General features: G+C 66.9%; 16 protein-coding genes. 5 read left to right on the top strand and 11 right to left on the bottom strand.

Annotated features, from left to right (window positions below; all coding sequences use genetic code 11):
• Positions 1–130 precede the first annotated feature (130 nt).
• Positions 131–1,045 carry an amidohydrolase family protein gene (locus tag HLA91_RS11795; protein ID WP_170274835.1) on the top strand — a complete coding sequence of 305 codons (915 nt, stop codon included), beginning with the start codon at positions 131–133 and terminating at the stop codon, positions 1,043–1,045.
• Between the two features lie 6 nt (positions 1,046–1,051).
• Here HLA91_RS11795 and idi read toward each other — a convergent pair whose 3' ends face one another.
• From idi to HLA91_RS11835, 8 genes are all read right to left on the bottom strand, one after another.
• A complete protein-coding gene (gene idi, locus HLA91_RS14290; RefSeq protein ID WP_170274836.1) occupies positions 1,052–3,049 on the bottom strand; it encodes an isopentenyl-diphosphate Delta-isomerase in 1,998 nt (665 codons plus the stop codon).
• Between the two features lie 425 nt (positions 3,050–3,474).
• A complete protein-coding gene (locus tag HLA91_RS11805) occupies positions 3,475–3,882 on the bottom strand; it encodes a four-helix bundle copper-binding protein (RefSeq protein ID WP_102160850.1) in 408 nt (135 codons plus the stop codon).
• Between the two features lie 163 nt (positions 3,883–4,045).
• Positions 4,046–4,687 (bottom strand): DUF305 domain-containing protein, encoded by a 642-nt coding sequence (locus HLA91_RS11810; RefSeq protein WP_170274837.1) that lies wholly within the window; start codon positions 4,685–4,687, stop codon positions 4,046–4,048.
• Positions 4,684–6,933, bottom strand: a complete 2,250-nt coding sequence (locus HLA91_RS11815) for a copper-translocating P-type ATPase (RefSeq protein ID WP_170274838.1) — start codon at positions 6,931–6,933, stop codon at positions 4,684–4,686. Before HLA91_RS11815 ends, HLA91_RS11810 begins: the two co-directional genes overlap by 4 nt.
• 34 nt (positions 6,934–6,967) lie before the next feature.
• A complete protein-coding gene (locus tag HLA91_RS11820; RefSeq protein WP_165884389.1) occupies positions 6,968–7,291 on the bottom strand; it encodes a heavy-metal-associated domain-containing protein in 324 nt (107 codons plus the stop codon).
• A gap of 95 nt (positions 7,292–7,386) precedes the next feature.
• Complete coding sequence (locus HLA91_RS11825; protein WP_170274839.1) at positions 7,387–8,508, bottom strand: sensor histidine kinase; 1,122 nt, start codon at positions 8,506–8,508, stop codon at positions 7,387–7,389.
• The gene (locus HLA91_RS11830; protein ID WP_170274840.1) at positions 8,505–9,218 is read right to left on the bottom strand and encodes a response regulator transcription factor; all 714 of its coding nucleotides are present in this window, start codon (positions 9,216–9,218) and stop codon (positions 8,505–8,507) included. The genes HLA91_RS11825 and HLA91_RS11830 overlap by 4 nt, the downstream gene beginning before the upstream one ends.
• A 73-nt stretch (positions 9,219–9,291) precedes the next feature.
• Positions 9,292–10,224 carry a cation diffusion facilitator family transporter gene (locus HLA91_RS11835; RefSeq protein WP_170274841.1) on the bottom strand — a complete coding sequence of 311 codons (933 nt, stop codon included), beginning with the start codon at positions 10,222–10,224 and terminating at the stop codon, positions 9,292–9,294.
• A gap of 216 nt (positions 10,225–10,440) precedes the next feature.
• On the opposite strand from HLA91_RS11835, the gene HLA91_RS11840 reads away from it, so the two are divergent.
• The 3 genes from HLA91_RS11840 (at position 10,441) to HLA91_RS11850 (ending at position 12,502) form a co-directional block, all read left to right on the top strand.
• A complete protein-coding gene (locus HLA91_RS11840; RefSeq protein WP_239557115.1) occupies positions 10,441–11,055 on the top strand; it encodes a TlpA family protein disulfide reductase in 615 nt (204 codons plus the stop codon).
• Positions 11,055–11,831, top strand: coding sequence for a cytochrome c biogenesis CcdA family protein (locus HLA91_RS11845; RefSeq protein WP_212754340.1), 777 nt, complete (start codon positions 11,055–11,057; stop codon positions 11,829–11,831). Before HLA91_RS11840 ends, HLA91_RS11845 begins: the two co-directional genes overlap by 1 nt.
• Positions 11,832–11,920: 89 nt before the next feature.
• The gene (locus tag HLA91_RS11850) at positions 11,921–12,502 is read left to right on the top strand and encodes a CueP family metal-binding protein (RefSeq protein WP_414632664.1); all 582 of its coding nucleotides are present in this window, start codon (positions 11,921–11,923) and stop codon (positions 12,500–12,502) included.
• 54 nt (positions 12,503–12,556) lie between these two features.
• Here HLA91_RS11850 and HLA91_RS11855 read toward each other — a convergent pair whose 3' ends face one another.
• Entirely contained in the window at positions 12,557–13,213 is a 657-nt protein-coding gene (locus HLA91_RS11855; RefSeq protein ID WP_165884385.1) for an SGNH/GDSL hydrolase family protein, read from the bottom strand.
• 185 nt (positions 13,214–13,398) lie between these two features.
• On the opposite strand from HLA91_RS11855, the gene HLA91_RS11860 reads away from it, so the two are divergent.
• A complete protein-coding gene (locus HLA91_RS11860; RefSeq protein ID WP_170274843.1) occupies positions 13,399–13,596 on the top strand; it encodes a hypothetical protein in 198 nt (65 codons plus the stop codon).
• 12 nt (positions 13,597–13,608) lie between these two features.
• On the opposite strand, the gene HLA91_RS11865 is transcribed toward HLA91_RS11860, so the two are convergent.
• A complete protein-coding gene (locus tag HLA91_RS11865; protein ID WP_102160826.1) occupies positions 13,609–13,866 on the bottom strand; it encodes a metal-sensitive transcriptional regulator in 258 nt (85 codons plus the stop codon).
• A gap of 122 nt (positions 13,867–13,988) precedes the next feature.
• Positions 13,989–15,131, bottom strand: coding sequence for a DUF4097 family beta strand repeat-containing protein (locus HLA91_RS11870; protein ID WP_170274844.1), 1,143 nt, complete (start codon positions 15,129–15,131; stop codon positions 13,989–13,991).

Below are 15,131 nucleotides of genomic sequence, written 5' to 3' on the forward strand. Positions count from 1 at the left end.
CCTTTGCTGCGCTCGGCTGTCCTGCATTCGCAGAAATTTAGCGATCGAACGACTGTTCAAGACTCTAACGGTCGTTGCGGCCGGCGTCGAGAGGCAAGGATGTGACTTCCGACCTGCTAGCGTCGAGATCATGACGAGTGCCCCCGCCCCGCGCGCTGATGCCGAGATCCCAGCCTTCATCGCCGGCCTCGGCCTGCCCGGTCTGGCTGACATCCACATCCACTTCCTGCCCGAGCGGATGCTTGAGAAAGTGTGGGCGGTCTTCGACAACGCCGGTGAGGTCTACGGCCAGGACTGGCCGATCACCTACCGCTTCGACACCGCCACCCGGCTCTCGATCGCGCGCAGCTTCGGGATCCCGGCGATCCCGGCCCTGACCTACCCGCATAAGCCGGGCATGGCCGTCTGGCTCAATGGCTGGAACACGGACTTCGCTGCGGCTCATGACGATGTCATCCACTGCGGCACCCTCTATCCGGAGCCCGGCGTCGGCGACTACGTCCAGGCCGCCCTCGATGCTGGGGCCAGGCTGTTCAAGATGCATGTGCAGGTCGGCGACTACGCCCCGGACTCCGCACTGCTGGACCCAGCCTGGGAGGCACTGGCCGCAGCCAGGGTGCCGGTCGTCATCCATGTGGGCTCCGGTCCGCGGCCGGGCACCTATACGGGACCGGAGCATATGCGGCAGGTGCTGCGGAACTTCCCGCAGCTCACGGCGGTCATCGCGCATATGGGAATGCCGGAGTATCACGAGTTCGCCGACCTGGCAGAGGAGTTCGACAACGTCCACCTCGACACGACGATGTTCGCCACCGACTTCATCAACCAGCTCGCCCCCTTCGACGACCGCTACGTCGACCGGCTGGCGGAGCTGCGTGAGCGGGTTGTGCTCGGCTCGGACTTCCCGAACATCCCGTACCCGTATGCCCATCAGCTCGAGGCTCTCGTGCGGCTGGGCCTGGGGGACGAGTGGCTGCGCGCGGTGCTGTGGGACAACGGTGCCCGCCTGCTCGGCCTGCCGGCCCGCACACAGCCTCGCCAGTGAGTGCGCTCATGCCTGCTGGGCGCCGGTGGAGGCACGCAGCAGCTGCCACTCCTCCTGCATCCACGGGCTGAACATGAACGGCATCCCGGCCACAGCAGCGTCGAGGTGCTCGGGTTCGACCCAATCGTATTCGGCGACTTCGTCAGCAGCCGGGTCGAGGTCGCCGGTGAGCACAGCGGTGAAGACCGGGCAGATCTCGTTCTCCACCACGCCCGAGGCGTCGGTCGCGCGGTAGCGGTAGGCCGGCAGCACCGTGGTGAGGTCGCGCAGCCGGCAGCCGAGCTCCTCGGCGGCACGCCGGTGCACGGCAGCGGCGAGCGGTTCGCCGGGGCCCGGGTGTCCGCAGAGGGCGTTGGTCCACACGCCCGGCCAGGTCTTCTTGCTCAGGGCGCGGCGGGTGAGCAGCACCCGGCCGGCGGTGTCGAAGACGAAGCAGGAGAACGCCTGGTGCAGCGGCGTTTCGGCGGTGTGCACCGTGGCTTTGTCTGCGGTGCCGAGCGCGGCACCGTCATCGGAGACGAGCACCACCTGCTCGACCGGGTTCTGCCCGGTTCCCGCATCCGCAGCGCCTTGCCCGCCGTCCAATCCACCCCCGCTCGCTCCATCGCCCCGCGCCTCATCTGCGCCGGCGGTGATGATCTGGGCGACGATGTCGACGAGCGCGCTGTCCTGCCACGGGGCTGCGGCGATCTGCACACTGGCAGGGAACTGCGCCGTCACCTGCCCGTCAGCACCGGGCAGCAGCCGCGGCAGCGCGTCGATGGGCACGCTCACCGCCGGCCAGCCGAGCACGTTGAACAGCTGCGAATAGGCCCGGAACGCCCAGCGCACCCCCTGGTCGGTAGCCTCCCACGGCACTGGCTGGCAGCCCATCGTCGGGGTGAGGATGACATCGACCCGGGCGAACACCTCGGCTGCGGCGGCACGCAGCTCCGCGCAGCCGGCCACCGCGCGCTCATAGTCAGCAGCGCTGACCGTCTGATCGTGTTCGATGTTCGCCCGCACCTGCGGCTGATAGTCGCGGTGGCCGGCCTCCCATGCCGGGCGGTGGATGAGCCAGCTCTCCCGGGCGCGCATGGTCGAGTAGCTCTGGGCGGTCGCCGGGAGGTCGAAGGCGCCGGTGAGGTCGACGAGCTCGATTTGCCACCCCGTGGCGGCTGCGGCCGCGCAGCGCTGCTGAAGCCACGGCCGCACGCGGGCCTCGAACCACGCGCGATCATGGGCGAGGCCGCCGCCGGGGTGCGCCCCGGCACCCAGGTCGTCGGCGGCGAAGACGCCGATCCGCAGCACGCGGCGCCCCTCACCGGAGGCGAGGTCCGCCAGCCGCTGGTCCCCCACCTCGGGGGCGGGCACCGTGGCCTGTCCGGGAACCGGGCCGGGGCAGGCTGCGGCGAACCGGGGCCACAGGGCGGCAAGCTCAGCTGGGGTGCGGGTGAAGAGGCCGACGGTGTCGAAACTGCCTGACAGCGGGGCGACACCTGCGGTCGGGAGCCGGCCGAGCGTCGGCTTGAAGCCGACGATCCCCGCACACGCGGCTGGCACGCGCACAGATCCGGCTGTGTCCGTGCCGAGGGCGGCGGGCACGATGCCGGCGGCGACGGCGAGCGCGGAGCCGTAGCTGGAGCCCCCGGTGGTATAGCCGGGCCAGATCGGGTTGACGCCGCGGCCGTGCGTGCTCTCCTCGCCCATGATGCCGTAGGAATGCTCCTGGCAGGTCGTCTTGGCCACCGGCACCAGGCCGAGGCGCTCGCACAGTTCGATGACCGCCGCCGAGGCAGCGGCCGGCTCCTCGGGTCGGACGTGGGAGCCCATCGTGGTGAGGGAGCCGGCGATGTCGATGACGTCCTTGACCGCGATCGGCATGCCGGCAGCGCGCGGGTCGACCGGGAGGGTCTCGACGATGGCGTTGAGGTCGCGGCCGATCGTCTCACACGCCGCCAGCGCCTGGGCGACGGTGAGGGCGCGGATGGGCTGGCCGGCGGTGGTGCCACGGGGATTGTCCATAGTCCATTCGTACAGCATCTGCGGCCTGAGTGGGCGCTCATCCGATGGGGAGTATACCCGTTGTGCAGAAGTGTCCGGCACGGTGGTGTTCGGCTGGCAGATGTGTCTAGCTTCGAACTTGCGTTGACGACCGGTGCGGTGGGTTCTTGTCGGCAGGCTTGATCGCGGGATGGACCCTGGATGCCTGAGCTTTGAGGGAGCGTTGCGCCGCGGTGCAACTGAGGGATGTCCGACCAACTGCGTGCTTAGCGAGAACAGTGAAAGGTGGAGCATGCGTCTGTTTGACGGTCGCCCCTCACAACCCCTCCGGTCGGACTTGAGCCACTCAGCCACAGAGCTGGGGTCAATTGCAAAGGGTCCCTGTCGGTGGGCAGAACGGCGGCCTGGTCGATCGTTGTCGGATCGACCAGGCCGGGTAGTAGGGGTCAGCCGATCGCGGCCAGGAGGTCGGCGCAGGCCTGTTCGCATCGGCGGCAGGCCTCGGCGCAGACGCGGCAGTGCTCGTGCATGTCCGCGTGCTTCTCGCATTCGGCGGCGCATTCTGCGCACGCTGCCCGGCATGCCTCGAGTGCGGCTTTGACCGTGGCCAGGTTCTGCCCGGTGCGGCGGCTGAGAATGCTGCCGGTGGCCGCGCAGAGGTCCGCGCAGTCAAGGTTGAGACGGATGCAGTTGCGCAGATCGGCGACCATGTCTTCGGCCAGGCAGGCATCGGCGCAGGCCGTGCAGGTCTGGGCGCACTCGAAACAGGCGGCGATGCAATCGGCGAGTTTCTGCACGTCCAGACCGGTGGTGTCGTTGGGGTGGGTCTCGATCATTGAAGTGATGTGAGTCATCGCTGCGCTCCTTCTTCTCCGAGGCGGTGCTAGGAAGCACCCGGCTACCATCGACGCTAGGTGACCCGCCGACCAAAGCGAAGCCGCCAGAAGCTGATCTTCGCAGAATCTTCATGAACCGCAGTCCGGTCCGATGCCCGGTTCCCCTTCCGGAGAAAAAAGTTCAGAGGTTTTCGAGCATCGTCTTCATCTCCTGGATCTCTGCTTCCTGGTCTTCGATGACCTGCTCGGCCAGGGCGACGGCCTGCGGGTTCTGCCCGTCGGCGACCTGCTGCTCGGCCATGTCGACGGCACCCTCGTGGTGTCTGGTCATCTGTTCCAAGTACAGCTTCGCGGCGTCGGTGCCGGTGGCGTCTTCGAGCTGTTGCATGTCGTCTTCGCTCATCATCCCGCTCATGCCGCCGTGACCGCCCATGCCACCCGTGCCGTCCATGTCGTCCATGTTCATGGGTTGCTGGCCCCAGGCTTCGAGCATGGCGTTCATCCGGTCGATCTCGGGCCCCTGCGCGTCGATCACGCCTTGGGCGAAGTCGGCGACGTTCTGCGGGATGTCGTCCTTGGCCAGCAGGATCTCGCTCATCTCGACGGCCTGCTGGTGGTGGGGGATCATCATCTGCGCGAACATCACGTCGGCGTCGTTGTGCTCCGCGGAGATCTCCTCTCCGGTGCCAGCGGTGTCGGTGGCGACCGAGGTCTCAGGGACGGGAGCCTCCCCGGTGCTGCCGGGGTCGGCGTTCCCGGCGCATGCCGAAAGAATGAGCGTGCCGGCGACGGCTGCTGCAACTGCCAGTGAGGTGCGCTTCATGAGGTGACCTTTCCTTGCTGGTGGACGGTTTCCGGTCGGGACGTCTCGGTGGGGGTCGGTGCCAGCCGGGCCGGGTCGAGTTCGGTGCGGCGCAGCAGCTGTGCGTTGAGCGCGACGATAATGGTCGACAGGGACATCAGGATCGCGCCGACGGCCGGGGAGAGCACGAACCCGATGGGGGCCAGGACTCCGGCGGCCAGCGGGACGGCGAGGACGTTGTAGCCGGTCGCCCATGCCAGGTTCTGGATCATCTTGCGGTAGCTGGCCCGGGATAGGTCGATCATCGACAGCACTGCTCGCGGATCGTCGCTGGCCAGTACGACGCCGGCCGATCCCATCGCCACGTCGGTGCCGGCCCCGATCGCGATGCCGACGTCTGCCCGGGCAAGGGCGGGGGCGTCGTTGACGCCGTCGCCGACCATTGCTACCGACAGTCCCCTGTTCTGCAGGTCGGTGACGGCGGAGTCCTTGTCCTGCGGGAGGACTTCGGCGAAGACCTCGTCGATGCCGAGGTCGCGCCCGACGGCGTCGGCGACCTGCTGGGCGTCGCCGGTGATGAGGGCGACCTTCACACCGCGTTCCTGCAGGGCGTGGACTGCGGCCCGGGATTCCGGCCGTACCTGGTCCTCCAGGGCGACCGCGCCGATAATGGTCCGGTCCTGCACGATGTGCAGGACGCTGGCGCCGCGCTGGGTCCATTCCGCGACGTCGGCGGCGATCTCGGTCGGGGATTCCAGCCCGTAGTCGCGCAGCATGTTGGGCCCGCCCACGGTGATCTCGGAACCGTCGACGATGGCGCGGACCCCGCGCCCGGCGGCGGTGGTGAACTCACTGGCCTGCAGACGAGTCGAGGCCGCTTCCGGGTGTTCGGCTGCCGCTGCGGTGATCGCCCGTGCCACCGGGTGTTCGCTGTTGGCTTCGGTGGCGGCGGCCAGCGCCAACACGCGGCTTTCACTGATTCCTGACACATGCGCGGTCCCGGTGACGGCGTGCGCGCCCTGCGTGAGAGTGCCCGTCTTGTCGAAGAGCACGATATCGATCGAGCGCATCCGCTCCAGCGCGAGCCGGTCCTTGATGAGCAGGCCCGACCGGGCGGCCTTCTCGGTCGAGATGGCGATCACCAGCGGGATCGCCAGTCCGAGTGCGTGCGGGCAGGCGATGATCAGCACGGTGACGGTGCGGATGACTGCCTGGTCGGGCGCGCCCAGCAGCGTCCAGATGAGCGCAGTGATGATGCCGGCGCCCAGCGCGAACCAGAACAGCAGCGCTGCGGCACGATCAGCCAGCGCCTGCGCCCGCGACGACGATGCCTGCGCGTCGGCGACCATCCGCTGAATGCCGGCCAGGGCAGTCTCGCCGCCGGTGGCTTCCACGGTTAGACGCACCGCGTTGTCCGTGGCGACGGTGCCGGCCACGATCTTGTCACCGAGTTCACGCAGGACGGGTTTGGACTCACCGGTGATCATGGACTCGTCGAACTCGGCGTGCCCGTCGATGATGCGTCCGTCGGCCGGGACCCGGGCCCCGGACCGAACCAGCACCGTGTCACCGGTCTGCAGTTCGGCGATCGGGACGGTGATGGTCCCGGACTCGGTGACCTTCTCCGCCTCGTCGGGCAACAGCTCGGCCAGCGCGTCGAGGGCACCGGATGCCGCACCGAGGGCGCGCATCTCCAGCCAGTGCCCCAGCAGCATGATGGTGACCAGCAGCGCCAGCTCCCACCAGAAGTCGAGCATGAAGTCGCCGATGCCCAGGCTGGTGGCCCAGGAGGCGACGAAGGCCACGGTGATGGCCATCGCGATCAGCAGCATCATCCCCGGCTGCCGTGATTTCAGCTCATTGAGCCCGCCCTTGAGGAAGGGCATGCCGCCGTAGACGTAGATGACGGTGCCCAGCACCGGGGCGATCCAGGCCGAGCCGAAGAACTCGGGCACTTGGTAGCCGAGCAGGTCGGCGACCATGTGGCTGAAGATGACGACCGGCACCGACAGGATCAGGCTGACCCAGAACCGGTTGCGGAACATCGCGACACTGTGCCCGGCGTGCTCCCCGTGGCCTGCGTGCGCGTCATGGTCGTGTCCGGCGTGACTGTCGTGGGCGGGTGCCGGGGCTTCGTCAAGGGCGGAGTGGCCGTGGCCCTGCGGCATCGCCTGTCCGTGGCTGTCTGCGTCGAGGTGGTCGTGGTGGTGATGGGCGTGGGTGTGATCTGCCGGTTCGGGCTGGTGGTGGTGCTCCGGATTGCTCATCGTTGTCCTTCACAGTCAGGGGATGGGTAGCCGATCAGGCTTCTGTTCCGGGGTATCCGGCCGCGGCAAGCGCTGATTGCAGCGCCGCCGTGTCCACCGGTGCGCTGCTGGTCACCGTGACGGTGGACCGGCCGTGGGCTACCAGCGTGACGTCCACCTGGGCGTTGCGGTCCACCGCGTGTATGGCCTTGGTCACGCGCGAGGCGCAGCCCTGGCAGGTCAGCCCTTCTACAGCGAGTGTGAGCGTGGAGGCCGGCCCGGCACTGCTGCCAGTTGCGTTTGTAGTGGCGGTGTCGGCTGGTGCGCAGCAGGCGCAGCCTGCCGATGCGAGGGGCAGCTGACGGGAGGATGCGGTCATGGTGTGCTCCTGACTTGCGGGCTCGGTGAGGCCGCGCGGGTTTCGCGCGCCTCCGACTATACCCTGTAGGGGTATATGAGTAAAGGTGTTCATGCTCACGCGGGGCGGGCCTTTCCGGGGGTGCGGGGCAGTTCGATGGTGAACTCCGAGCCGTGTCCGGGGCCGGCGGAGGTGGCGGTGAGGGTACCGCTGTGGGCTGCGATGAGGGCGTGGGAGATCGTCAGGCCGATGCCGGAGCCGCCGTGGTCGCGGTCGCGGGCGGTGTCGCCGCGGTAGAAGCGTTCGAAGATGTGGGTGAGCTGGTCGGCGGTCATGCCGTCGCCGGTGTCGGTGACGCGGATGGTCACGGTGTCCGTGGTGCCGGTGGTGGTGAGGGAGACGGTTCCCCCGGGTGGGGTGTGGCGCAGCGCGTTCGACAGGAGGTTGTCGAAGACTTGCGCCAGCCGTTGCCGGTCGGCGATCACGGTGCCGATTCGGGTGTCGGTGGGGATGGTGAGGGTCACGCCCTTGGCTGTGTAGCTCTCCTGGACTGCGGCAGCAGTGCTGTCGAGCAGGTCGGCGATGGGTACGGGGGCGGGGTCGAGGTCGATGCGGCCTTCCTCAGCGCGGGAGACATCGTCGATGTCTTCGACAAGGCGTGTCAGGCGTGCCAGCTGTTCGGCCATCACGGCGTGGGTGGTGGGGTTCCACTCGACGACCTGGTCCTGCAGCCCCTCGAGGTAGACGGAGATGACCGAGGCCGGTGTGCTCATCTCGTGGGCGAGGTCGGACAGGATGCGTTGCCGCGTCTCCTCGGTGCGGGTCAGCTGGTCGGCCATCGTGTTGAACGCTCGGGCCAGGGAGTCGAGTTCGACGCCGGCGCCGACCACCGGGACGCGCACATTGTAGTTGCCGCGGGCGACTTCGGCTGCCCCAGCGGTGAGCTGTTCCAGCGGGGTGCGGATCGTGCGGGAGAGCAGGAAGCTGGCCAGGAGCGCGCAGGCCAGACCGGTGCCCAATGCCACCGCCAGGGTGATCAGGTTCGCGTCGCGGTAGGCCTGCTCGACATGGAACAGTTCCGAGGATCCCCCCGGGATGCCGGCCATTTCCAGGTGTTCGTGGAACAGCGGGGGCCCGGCCAGGGTGGCGACTGCCACCGCTCCGAGCAGGCTTGCCGCCACCACGATCAGCTGCGTGGCGAACAGGCGGGTGGCCAGGCCGGAGTTGCGCAGCCTCATCGGAGCACCATGCGATAGCCGACGCCGCGGACGGTCTCGACGAGGCCGCCACCGTCGGGCTCTTCACCGAGCTTGCGCCGCAGGTGGCCGATGTGGACGTCGACGATCCGTTCATCGCCGACCCAGGATGTGTCCCAGACGGCGTCGATGAGCTGCCGGCGGGAGAGCACGCGGTTGGGTGCTGCAGACAAGGCGACCAGCAGGTCGAACTCGGTGCGCGTCAGGGGAAGCACCGCATCGTCGCGGCGGACCTCATGGCCGGCGAGGTCGATGGTGAGGTCGCCGACGACGCGGACGGAGTCCTGGGGTGGGATTCCGGTGCGGGGACGCCTGAGCACGGCATGGACCCGGGCGACCAGTTCCCGGACGCTGAAGGGCTTGGTGATGTAGTCATCAGCACCGGCGGCAAGGCCCATGAGCTTGTCGTTCTCACCACCGCGGGCGGTCAGGATCAGCACGTAGCACTCCGACATCGCCCGCACGCGACGGCAGACCTCGATGCCGTCCAGCCCGGGCAGTCCGAGGTCGAGGATCAGCACGTCAGGCTCCTCGGCCCTGACGCTGTCGAGCGCCTGGACTCCGGTGTGTGCCTGCTCAACGTGGAAGCCGTCTCGACTCAGATAGGTCGCCACCATCTGCGCCAGAGGCTTTTCATCCTCGGCAACGACGATGCGCCCGCCAGAGTGGTGGTCGGTTCGTTCAGCCCGCATGTACCCAGTCTGCCCCCAGTGCTGGCGGCGCACAGCCCTCAGCGCCCGCTGCGGCCGAATCTTCGTCAAACCTTCAAACGCTCGAGCCTGTCCCGCGCTCGGACTGTCGGGTGATGTCGATGCTCGTGGCGGTCTCGGCCGGGCAGGTGCGCTCGATCTGCAGCGTAGAGAAGTAGGTGCCGAACCGGTCGGTGAGCAGGTCGGTCGCCTGTTCCAGCACGGCCTCATGCTGGGACGGGTTGACCACGTGCAGGTGCGCGGAGAAGACGGTGCGCCCCGAGGTGATGGTCCAGGCGTGCACGTGGTGGACGTCCTCAACCCCGTCGATCTCCTCCAGCGCGGCGATCGCCGCCGGCAGGTCGAGGTGCTCGGGGGTGCCCTGGAGCAGGATTCTTAAGGCCGACCGGATGATGGTCCACGACGCCCACAGCAGCACCACGCCGAACACCATGCCCAGCAGCGGGTCGATCGCGAGGAAGCCTGTCAGTCGGATGACCACCGCGGAGATGATGATGATGATGCTGCCGACGAAGGTCTGCAGGATGTGCCAGAACGCGCCCTTGATGTTCAGGTTCGTCTTCTGCCGTCGGTAAAGCAACCAGAACGCGATGAGCTCGGTGACAATGCCACCGGCGGCCACCCAGAGCATCACCGTGGTGGGCAGCTCGATCGGATCGGCCAGCCGCATGGCACCCATGTAGAACACGTAGACGGCCATCAAGGCGAGGAAGAGTCCGTTGAACAGGGCCCCGATGATCTCCGCGCGGGCCCACCCAAAAGTCTCCTGCGCAGTGGCGGGGCGTTGGCTCAGACGCTGAGCGACCAGCGCGATCAGCACCCCGCCGACAGCCGAGAACGTGTGGAAGGCATCGGAGACCACCGCAACCGACCCGGACCACAGCCCGATGACCAACTCGATGACGAAATACACTCCCGTCAACCACCCGGAGATCCGGAGGGCTTTGCGGTCTCCGTCGACCGGCAGATGTCCGCTGTGTTCGCTCATCCTGGCCTCCTAGTTGACCTGTCAGGGAAATGAACTTCCGGGGACAGCACACGGCGCCGTCGAGCCACGCGCTGATTCGAATGTAACCCGCCTCACCTCCACGAGGCTGTCACCAGGGCAATCTTCGCCAAATCTTCAAGAATCCTGGTCCCTTCACCCGTGGCGATCCCGCCAGAATGGAGGGAGTCGTTTCCTGCGAGTTGAAGAAGAAGAAGGATGCTCTCACCTCTGTCACGTCGTTCGATGATCCGCCGGTCAGGCTCGTTGACCGTCCTCCTCGCACTTGGTCTGGCCGGGTGCGGCGCCAATACCGACGAGCTGGCCGACCAGGTGCCGGAGGTCAATGAGCAGGGCTACATCTCCGGGGCCGGCGTCATCACCCAGCTGCCCCTCGGCGAGCGGGGGGAGCCGATCAAGTTGGCCGGTGAGTACACCGACGGCACCGCCTTCGACCTCGCCGACTGGCGCGGGGCCCCGGCGGTGCTCAACCTGTGGTACGCCGCCTGCCCCCCGTGCCGCAAGGAAGCCCCGGCGCTGCAGGCCAACTACGAGCGGTACCAAGAAAACGGCGTGAAGTTCTTGGGCATCAATGTCCGCGACGAGGCGCCGGCCGCCGACGCGTTCGCCAGGACCTTCGATCTGACGTTTCCCTCCATGCTGGATAAGGACGGCCTCGGCGTCGCCGCGCTCGGTTCGGTGCTGCCCCCGCAGGCGGTCCCGTCCACCGTTGTCCTGGACTCCCAGGGCCGGGCGGCAGCCCGGGTGATGGGAGCCGTGGACGAGTCCACCCTCAAAGCGTTGATCGGTGACGTGTTGGAGGAACCGGCGTGATGCTGCTGGCCTCCATCGGGGAGACCTTCTCACAGACTGCGTTGTCCGGTCCGATGCTGCTGGCGATCCCGGTGGCGATCCTCGCCGGGGCGGTCTCGTTCTTCTCCCCGTGCGTCCTGCCGCTGGTCCCCGGCTACGTCGGCTACGTCACCGGGTTGGGTGCCGCCGCGCTGACTGACCGGAAGATCAGCCGGGTCGTCATCGGGGTCTCCCTGTTCATTGTCGGCTTCGCCGCCGTCTTCGTGTCGATGGGCCTGGCGTTCAGCCTCGCCGGTGTCTTGCTCAGCCAGTGGGCCGATGTCCTCAACCGCGTGATGGGCGTCGTCGTCATCATCGCCGGCATCGTGTTCATGGGCGGCATCGGCATGTTCCAACGCACCGCCCGGATCAGCAAGCGTCCACCCGCCGGCCTCTGGGGCGCCCCCGCCCTGGGCGCCACCTTCGCCCTCAGCTGGGCACCGTGCATGGGCCCCACATTGGCGGCGGTGCTGGCACTGTCGACCAGCTTCGGGGCGACCGGCGCCGACGGCATCTGGCGGGGTGCCCTGCTGACATTGATGTACTGCCTCGGACTGGGAGTGCCGTTCATCGTCGTGGCCGTGCTCATCGTCAAGGGCACCGGCAGGCTGCAGTGGGCCAGAGACCACCACCTCCTGATCAGCAGGATCGGCGGCGCGATGCTCATCATCATCGGCGTGCTGCTCGTCAGCGGCGTCTGGACCCAGTGGGTCAACAGCCTGCAAGGCATGATCGGCGGCTTCGAGACCATCATCTGACACCCCCTGACCACTCAGCGAGACCACCCCCGCGCAGCCGTCACTGCTGTGCATGCTGACCCTCGGGCACCCGCCCGAACGACAAGGAGATGAAAGTGAAACGGACAGCAATCATGACAGCCGCTCTCTCGCTGGTGCTGGCAGGATGCGCCCCGGCAGCAGACTCCCAACCAGCACCCGGCGCCGGCTCGCAGGCGGAGCTCCTTGCCACTTTCGATCTCGAAAGCATGGATGCCGTCGAGATCATCGATCATCTGGACCAGCTCGAAATCGCCGACAGGCCAGCAGATCTGATCGCATCGGTCTATCCCGATGAGCTGGTGCTGACCGACAACAGGCAGGAAGTGACCCTGGACCTGCCGCAGAACCTGTCCTACCTGTCGATCGCCCCCTACGTCGAGCAGACACACGACTGCTTCTACCACAGCCTGACCACCTGCCAGGGCGAGCTCAGCAACGAAACCATCGACGTCCAAATCACCGACAGCACCACCGGTGAAACCGTGGTCGATGAACAGATCACCACCTTCGACAACGGGTTCGTCGGCTTCTGGGTGCCCAGCGACATCAACGGCACCATCGAGATCAGCCATGACGGCCGGACGGGCACCTCGGACTTCACCACCACTGACGACGGTGCCACCTGCATCACCGACCTGCAGCTCGCATGACATCCGGTGAGCGAACGCGATTCCAGCAGACCCGGATGTCATGCGAGCTGCCCATTATGAGGCAGAAGCAGTGAGCTGATCGGCGAGCTGTTCCCAGATTGCATCAGCCCACAGGGCGTGGCCCGTCGCGTTGGGGTGAAAGTAGTCGCCCGAGAACGTCGCCAGATACTCGCGAAGCGACAGTGCTTTGGTTGCAGTATCAATGTCAGCAATGGCGTGACCGTGCAGGCTGGCTGCTTGTCGTATCGCGTGGTTCGCTCTAATTGCGCGGCGGTCGTATGGCCAGTGCAGGAAATTCGGCACCAGACCCATCACCGCTCCCTGGGGCAGTTTCGAAGCGACCGCTGTCATATCACGTGCGAAGTCGTCAGTCTTGAAAGCTGGTGCCCAGGCCACATCGTTGCTACCGATCACGCAGGTCACGAAATCCGGTGCCGTGACCTCAGCAAGCTTTGGTAGCTGCGCGTCCAGTACATTCTTGGCTCTTGCCCCATAGGTCGATAGATTCACGACCCGGACTGTCTCACCGGTGACCTCCGCAAGTCGTTTGGCGATCACGCCGACATAGCCTCGGGCGGGGTCATCCACTCCGACGCCAACGCCTGCCGAGTCGCCAAGTGCCACATAGGTCAGCGTGCCTTCTTGGGGTTGTGCCCAATGCATCATGTGGTTGCGTGATTGTGCGCGGCCGCGCCGTAATGCGATACCCACGCGGCCAATATACCCCAGACGGTATATGCGAAGCACCCACTAGTGCTAAGGGCTCAAAAAGAGCGGAGGTTCGGAGTGTCAAAAAGGGTATGCGCCGCTCGACATGTTTTATGCCCTCTAGGGTATTTTTTCCATGTACGAGACCCCGAGGCTGCCTCAGCGGCAGCACAGGAAGGAGGCACACCATGTGCCGACCAGTGCGCTGCAAAGTGTGCGAGAAGACGACCTGGGCCGGCTGCGGCCAGCACATCTCCCAGGTCAAGGCCCAGGTGCCGTCCGGGCAGTGGTGCAACGGCAAGCACACCCAGGCTGAGAAGGAGGCCGCGAGCGCCAAGAGCGGCGGCGGATTCTTCGCCCGCCTCTTCAGTAGCCGCAGGAGCTGAGCGCGACCGGGCTCAGGCCAGGGAGAGGAACATCTTCTCCAGTTCGCGCACGTCGACATCGGCTCCGCCTTCAGCGATGCAGTGGTGGAGCGTGTCGGCGATGATCGCGAATCCGGCGCGGTCGACGGCTGAGGAGACAGCGGCCAGCTGGTTGGTAACGTCCTGGCATTCGCTGCCCTCTTCGACCATCCGGATGACGGCCGCGAGCTGACCGTTGGCCCGCTTGAGCCGGTTGATCGCCGGCTTGAGCGTCTCAGTGTTGACCTGCATCCTGTCCTCCTCCCAACGCCACGGCGGCGCCTGTCTGAAGTCATTTTACTGGCTTCTGCAGGCGCCGCCGCTGTTGTCTGCACGGCCGCGTCTCAAGCGGTGACGGACAGGGGTGCTGCCGGTCAGGAACCGTTGCCGGTGGCGTCCGGATCGTCACCGTCTGTGTCGTCTGGATCCTGGTCGTCGGCGTCCTGGTCGCTGAGCTCACCGGAGGTGTTCCCACTGACGTAGTCGACTGCGATGGCACCGCTGGTGCTGCGGATGCTGATCGGCACGACGGTCTTGCCGTGGCCGTCGCGGATGGTGTCGATGTTGACATCGGCCGTGCCGTTGCCTGCGGTGTTGACCAGGTAGCCGTCGGCATCAGCACCAGGGACGTCGGACAGGCGCGGCACTCGCAGATCGACTGACCCGAAGCTGGTAGCCAGATCGATGCCGCTGGCCGGCACCGCCTCCGTGCTGAGCCCGATGTCGATGGCGCCGGCATCGGTGAGGGCGGTGAGCTGGTCGGTGACGGTGAGGGCTTCGCCGTTGATGGTGCCGAGATCGGCGGTGACGTTGACGATCTCGTGGCGGCCGCTGAGCTCGACGGCTCCGGTCTTCGTCTCGATCGTCAGCTCGCGGGTGGTGAGCCCCTCCGTGTCGATCGCACCGAGATCGCTGAAAGCGCGCACCTGGTCGAACTGCCCGGCGATGTAGACCGCCGAGACCTGTGAACGGGCTTCAAGCTGTATCTTCTCCGCCATCTCCTCAGGCACCTGCACGTCGACACGCAGGTCGCCGGCAGGTCCGAAGGTGCGTCCGGCCACTCGGGAAACGGAGATGACGGTGCGGCCGTCGGCGTCTTCTTCGATTGTGAGGTCGGGCTGGTGCTTGGTGCCGTTGTACTCCAGGTTCACCTGTGCCGCGGTGGCTGTGGTGGTGCTGATGTCGACGACGCCGGTGGGCACGTCGACGAGCAGGCCGTCGGCACCTGGGGTGAACGATTCGCTTGTCTCGTAGTGACGGGTCTGCAGGGCCTGGGCGAACATCGTTCCGCCGAATGACAGCGGCAGCAGCACGGCCAGAGCTGCGACGATCGCGATGACGGCGCGGATCCCGGTGCGGGTACCGGAGGTCACGCGCTCAGGCCGGAAGGCGGTCTCCGGGTTCGAGCGCACCTGCTGGCTGCCGCGCTGGCCTGGCTGCTGGGAGCCTGCCGACTGGTAGGACGGCTGGGGGTTCGGCTGGCTGGGGTTCTGGTGTCGGTTCTGCGGGAATGACAT

It is taken from the genome of Brevibacterium luteolum (genome assembly GCF_013004595.1).
Lineage (GTDB): Bacteria > Actinomycetota > Actinomycetes > Actinomycetales > Brevibacteriaceae > Brevibacterium > Brevibacterium luteolum.

What these genes read in the sequence shown, in the direction of transcription:
- HLA91_RS11870 (WP_170274844.1), bottom strand. Translation starts at nt 15,131, where the DNA reads ATGTCATTCCCGCAGAACCGACACCAGAACCCCAGCCAGCCGAACCCC.
- HLA91_RS11815 (WP_170274838.1), bottom strand. Translation starts at nt 6,933, where the DNA reads ATGAGCAATCCGGAGCACCACCACCAGCCCGAACCGGCAGATCACACC.
- HLA91_RS11845 (WP_212754340.1), top strand. Translation starts at nt 11,055, where the DNA reads ATGCTGCTGGCCTCCATCGGGGAGACCTTCTCACAGACTGCGTTGTCC.
- HLA91_RS11840 (WP_239557115.1), top strand. Translation starts at nt 10,441, where the DNA reads ATGCTCTCACCTCTGTCACGTCGTTCGATGATCCGCCGGTCAGGCTCG.
- HLA91_RS11830 (WP_170274840.1), bottom strand. Translation starts at nt 9,218, where the DNA reads ATGCGGGCTGAACGAACCGACCACCACTCTGGCGGGCGCATCGTCGTT.
- HLA91_RS11865 (WP_102160826.1), bottom strand. Translation starts at nt 13,866, where the DNA reads ATGCAGGTCAACACTGAGACGCTCAAGCCGGCGATCAACCGGCTCAAG.
- idi (WP_170274836.1), bottom strand. Translation starts at nt 3,049, where the DNA reads ATGGACAATCCCCGTGGCACCACCGCCGGCCAGCCCATCCGCGCCCTC.
- HLA91_RS11795 (WP_170274835.1), top strand. Translation starts at nt 131, where the DNA reads ATGACGAGTGCCCCCGCCCCGCGCGCTGATGCCGAGATCCCAGCCTTC.
- HLA91_RS11835 (WP_170274841.1), bottom strand. Translation starts at nt 10,224, where the DNA reads ATGAGCGAACACAGCGGACATCTGCCGGTCGACGGAGACCGCAAAGCC.
- HLA91_RS11860 (WP_170274843.1), top strand. Translation starts at nt 13,399, where the DNA reads ATGTGCCGACCAGTGCGCTGCAAAGTGTGCGAGAAGACGACCTGGGCC.
- HLA91_RS11825 (WP_170274839.1), bottom strand. Translation starts at nt 8,508, where the DNA reads ATGAGGCTGCGCAACTCCGGCCTGGCCACCCGCCTGTTCGCCACGCAG.
- HLA91_RS11805 (WP_102160850.1), bottom strand. Translation starts at nt 3,882, where the DNA reads ATGACTCACATCACTTCAATGATCGAGACCCACCCCAACGACACCACC.
- HLA91_RS11820 (WP_165884389.1), bottom strand. Translation starts at nt 7,291, where the DNA reads ATGACCGCATCCTCCCGTCAGCTGCCCCTCGCATCGGCAGGCTGCGCC.
- HLA91_RS11850 (WP_414632664.1), top strand. Translation starts at nt 11,921, where the DNA reads ATGAAAGTGAAACGGACAGCAATCATGACAGCCGCTCTCTCGCTGGTG.
- HLA91_RS11810 (WP_170274837.1), bottom strand. Translation starts at nt 4,687, where the DNA reads ATGAAGCGCACCTCACTGGCAGTTGCAGCAGCCGTCGCCGGCACGCTC.